The sequence below is a fragment of the SAR202 cluster bacterium genome, assembly GCA_016872285.1.
In the GTDB taxonomy this organism is placed as follows: domain Bacteria; phylum Chloroflexota; class Dehalococcoidia; order Lucifugimonadales.
In genome coordinates this window covers 1-4,593 of sequence record VGZZ01000079.1, presented here as the reverse complement: position 1 = coordinate 4,593, position 4,593 = coordinate 1, and the positions used below count along the sequence as shown (strand labels likewise).

Genomic DNA, 4,593 nt, shown 5'->3' with positions numbered 1-4,593 from the left:
ACATTGGGACTCAGGAATCGCCTGCTGGAAGGGGGAGGAATAATTAAGGCTCACCTCATCACCCTCCTTCGATCCGCCAGAGGCGGGATCAGGACGGTCCGATTGCATCGGGCCGATAAATCGAGCCTCCTCATTGAATAAATATCAAGGATGAGGAGACTCCGCGATATATGCTTAAAGGCAGCGGAGCGTCTAACTCCCTCTTCTCCTTGGACAATAGGAGAAGAGGGAGGACCTGATGAGAGTGACTCCAACCCACCGAGAGAAGGGATTCCACACATACCACTGAGAGGGCCCAGCCGACTAGAGGAGTTCTGGGAAGAGGGCGGAGTCGAGTTCATCTAGGGTGGCGTAGCCTTCGAAGCGGGCTTTGATTTGGCCATTGGCGGATATGATGAAGGCCCAGGACTCGTTGTTCCAGTGGGGGACGGTGGTGATGCCCCATTCCCGGAGGATGGGTGAGAGGCGGGCGCGGGAGAGGTCGCCCTGGACTTCATGGGGGTTGTCATAGATTTCGACGTGGATGAAGTTGGCCCGGCCGGGATATTTGGCCTTGAGTTCTTGCATGGTCTCTACCTCCGGGCCGCAGGTGGGGCTGACGCAGTAGGCGGGGGAGGCAAAGACGACGAGGGTGGGCTTGCCGCTTTTGAGGGCTTGGGCGATGGTGGTCTGGTAGAGGTCAGGGTTGGGGTTGCTGCCGGAGGTGAGTTTGGAGAGATTCGGGGTGTCCTGGAGGGTCTTGTTTTTGCTGGCGGGCGCGGCCATGCCTATGTCTTTGACTTTGTAGTCGTCACGAACTTCCACTTCTATCTGGGCGGTGCGGGGGCTTACGTCGGAATCCAGAGCCACAATGTCCAGACGCCATTTGCCAGGCCTATCGAAATCGATATGGGTGCTGTAGCTGCCCTTGGTGCCGAGGGGCCAGGGATGAGAGCCGGCGGTGACGGCGGCTCGAGGTTGGTTGTCGACGAGGCTGACAGGTGTGACCCTGACGGTCGGAACGGCTAAGATGCCCCTGGAGGTGAAGAGGATAAAAGCGAGACGCTGGGAGCCGGGTCGGAGGACGGTGGTGGCGAGGACGGCGGACACACTGTTGTCAGGGGAGGATATGGAGCGCCAGGGAGGTCCTTCAACGGGACCAGGACTCGCTTCGCTCGGCCCCCGCCCGGACGGGGAGCCGCAGGCGAGGAGGGCGGCCAGGACCAAGAGCAGCAATAAGAGAGGGAATGGATTGAAGGGTTTCATTCGCAATACCTGCTGGGTCTAGTTTGTCATCCCCCGGCGCGGTTTGCTAGATGCGGAGGCCTATGAAGGGCCTGGATTGGAGGATATGTAAGAAAGATTTAAGGCGGGCCGCCTAGGCGGCCCGCCTTAAATGAATGGTCGCTATTATTGGTTAGCGGTGGTGACGGCGCCTCCGCTCTTCCATCAGACTCTCTCTAACTCTCCCCTCAAAGCGTTTGATGCACAACACATATCTTGTATTTAATCGGGATACCATCCCCTGGCCCCTTCCTGCTGGAAGGGGAAGAGAAAAAGAGGAACCACAACCCCCTCCTTCGGCCAGGCTCAGGACGGCGTCTAACTCCCCCTTCGGCCTGGAAGGCGAAGGGGGAGCACCAAATGGGACAAGGATGCCCAAGACCACCTCTGTTCTAAGGTTCGTGGTTTTATGAGCTAGGCCCTTAATGTGCCTCAGGCGTTCGGGGGGCAGAGGACCTGAAGGGCTCGACGCATCACGACTTTGCCAGCTATAACACCCGCGGGCAAATACTAAAGGATGGTATATGTCTAGGGTGTTTACTGGGCCTGGAAGCCGGTGTACATGCCTGCCTGGTAGTGGCCGGGGATGTTGCAGATGAGGACGTATTTACCGGTGGTTAGGGCAAAGGAAGCCTGGGCCTGTCCTTTGCCCGGGAGCTGGGATTCCGGGATTTCTCCTATTTTCTGGCCCGCGGCAGCTTCATAGACGGCGCCGGCGGAGACAGGGAGAGAGGCGGGGTCGGTGTCGGTCTTGATGACTACAAGCTCGTGGGGGAGAGCGCCGGAGTTGGTGGCCTGGAAAGCTACCTGGCCAGCCTTAGCAGTGGCAGGGTTGGCCCGGACGAAGAAGTCGCCGAGTTCGACCATGACGGTGGCTCCGCCCGCGGCGGGAGAGCCGGTGGGCATGGCGGTGGGGGATGGGGAGGGGGATGGCGAGGGAGAGGCGGCGGGGACGGTGGCGGTGGCGCCGCGGGTGGCTGTGCGAGTGGGGGTAGGGGTGGGATCAGCGCCGCAGGCGGCGAGGAAGGTCAGAAGCAGGACTGGGGCGAGCAGAAAAAGGGCGGATTTCATTGGGGACTCCAGAGTGAGGTTTGGGGATTTGTTAAGGGCCGTGGCGGTCAAGCTCATGGCTGAGCGTTGGCTTGACTTCCATTTGATGCCCAACTATGGGCTAAATTCGATTATAGCATCAGATTTGGGGATGGAGGAATACTGTCATAGAGTTTACGGAAGTCGTCTTTTGGGCTGTCTTCCATAAAAAGACTGGCCTTGGTCTTAAGCGGTACGACCTCATCACCCTTTATCTCGCCACGGCGAGCTTGCAGCCCTCTTCTCCTTTCTGAGAAGAGGGAAAGAAATTAAGAGCACCTCATCACCCCCCTTCGACAAGCTCAGGGCAGGCTCTATCCCCCTCTTCTCCTTTGCAATAGGAGAAGAGGGGGAACCAGAGGGGGAGGGAGGGTTAGGTTTTGAAGCCGTAGAGGCGGGCGGTGTTGTCGCAGACAACTTTGCGGCGGGCTTTGGGGTTGAGGGAGCCGAGGCACTGGTCGATGGTCTTGAGGGAGTCGGGCCAGACGCCGTCCTGGTGGGGATAGTCGGAGCCCCAGATGACGTTGTCTTCGCCGACCATGGGGACGAGGTCACCGGCGACGGGCTCCATCTGGAAGGTGGTGAAGCCTTGACGGGCCCAGTACTCGCTGGGCTTTAGCTTGAGGCCTTCGGTGCCTTCGCATTCGTGGTCCATGCGGTCGAGGACGTAGGGAAGCCAGCTAACGCCGCATTCGCCGAGGACGAATTTGAAGTTGGGAAAGCGCTGGCAGGCGCCGCTGAGGATAGCGCTGGTGGCGAATTCCGCGCCGGATAGCTGGAAGAGGACGGTGCGGATGTTATGGAAGACCTCGTCGTACTGGGGGCCGTCGCCGCTGGATACGCGCATGGGCACGAGGCCGGTGGTGTGGAAGGAGATGGGGAGGCGGGTCTCGTCAGCGGCTTTCCAGAGGACGTCCCAGTCTTTGTGGTAGATGGGCTTGGGGGCGCCGCCGACGCCGAGGTCCGCACCTTTGAGGCCGATTTTAGCGACGCGGCGAAGCTCGTCGGCGGCGACTTTGGGGTCGTGGTTGGGGAGGCAAGCGAGGCCGGCGAATCGGTCCGGGTTGGCATGGCAGAAGCCGGCGAGCCAGTCGTTATAGACTCGAAAGAACTCGTTGCCAAGCTCGGGGTCTTTGAGGGTGGCAGCGACGCGGAGGGGGCCGTAGAGGACCTCGCCGCGGATGCCGTCCTTGTCCTGGTCGCGGATGCGGAGTTCGGCGTTGGTGGGGTGGTAGCCCTTGTCCAGGTCGTCGAAGAAGCCGCCGTCCTGCATGGCCTTCCATCGATGGCTCATCTCGGTGCTGAAAGTGCGTTTATCGACCTCGACACCAACGACGCCCATGTCTATGATGCCGGCCATCCACCGCCGACCGTTGGGGGTGTCGACGACGCGAGGCATGCGGCCGCGGAGGTTGGGGCGGGCGTTGTCGGTGAAGAGCTGGGAGGGGAGGAATCGGAGGTCGATGTGGCTGTCGCCGGAGATGATGCGTTCTTTCATGGAAGGCTCCTAGGCCAAGGCTTTTGGTTGGATGGTATGAGAGGGCTTGAGAGGTGTCAAGGGCGGAGAGGGGAGGAGAGGGAGATAGGGGAGGGCAGTGCCCCACCGCAGCGTGATGATGTTTAACAGCTTAAGGCGGTAATAGCTACGTAACGGTGAGGGAAAGGCGCTAGTGGATTGTATTACCCTACCGCACCGTGAACGGCGCGGCATAGGCTTTGTGGGCGCAATAGATAGGCACCGCCATAGATATTGGTTTGGGGGTACCCCCCCCCTTTTGCTGAAACGAATGGGACTTCTAGGCGTGGGTTAGGCACGATTCGTTTTAAGGTTCGTCTTCTTCGATCTCATCTTCTTCAATGGGGCGGTAGGTCTTATCGATGTTGCCTTGAGTCCTTAGCATATCCGTGAGGAGATGGCCCAGACTGGATAGCTCCTTGAACTTTGTCTCAGGATTTTTGATGGACTGACGGTACTTGCCTCTAGTGAGCGCAATCTCACAGTGCAAGTCCAGGTCTTCCACTCTGAGAAGTTCTTGAATCATCTGCATATCTTCCGGAGTGACGTAGGTGGAGTAACGACCGTGTTTTCTAGCGTTGTGGTTGCCGGGCTGGCCGCCGCGTCGGCGAGGAGGAAGGGAGGCGGCTTTTGCTTGAGCCCTTGCCTTATCCTTGGCCTCTTTCCTTGCCAGTTTTTCCGCTTCCTTCTTCTCCATCTCCTGAGCGGCCTCTTTTTCGGCGGCT

At 59.3% G+C, this 4,593-nt stretch carries 4 protein-coding genes; all 4 read right to left on the bottom strand.

Annotated features, from left to right (window positions below; all coding sequences use genetic code 11):
- Positions 1–303 precede the first annotated feature (303 nt).
- Positions 304–1,215: a thioredoxin family protein gene (locus tag FJ320_12780; protein ID MBM3926818.1), complete on the bottom strand. Its 912-nt coding sequence runs from the start codon at positions 1,213–1,215 to the stop codon at positions 304–306.
- Positions 1,216–1,800: 585 nt separating this feature from the next.
- A complete protein-coding gene (locus FJ320_12775; GenBank protein ID MBM3926817.1) occupies positions 1,801–2,334 on the bottom strand; it encodes a hypothetical protein in 534 nt (177 codons plus the stop codon).
- Between the two features lie 391 nt (positions 2,335–2,725).
- Entirely contained in the window at positions 2,726–3,850 is a 1,125-nt protein-coding gene (locus FJ320_12770; protein ID MBM3926816.1) for an amidohydrolase, read from the bottom strand.
- Positions 3,851–4,175: 325 nt separating this feature from the next.
- Positions 4,176–4,565 carry a hypothetical protein gene (locus FJ320_12765; protein MBM3926815.1) on the bottom strand — a complete coding sequence of 130 codons (390 nt, stop codon included), beginning with the start codon at positions 4,563–4,565 and terminating at the stop codon, positions 4,176–4,178.
- Positions 4,566–4,593 lie beyond the last annotated feature (28 nt).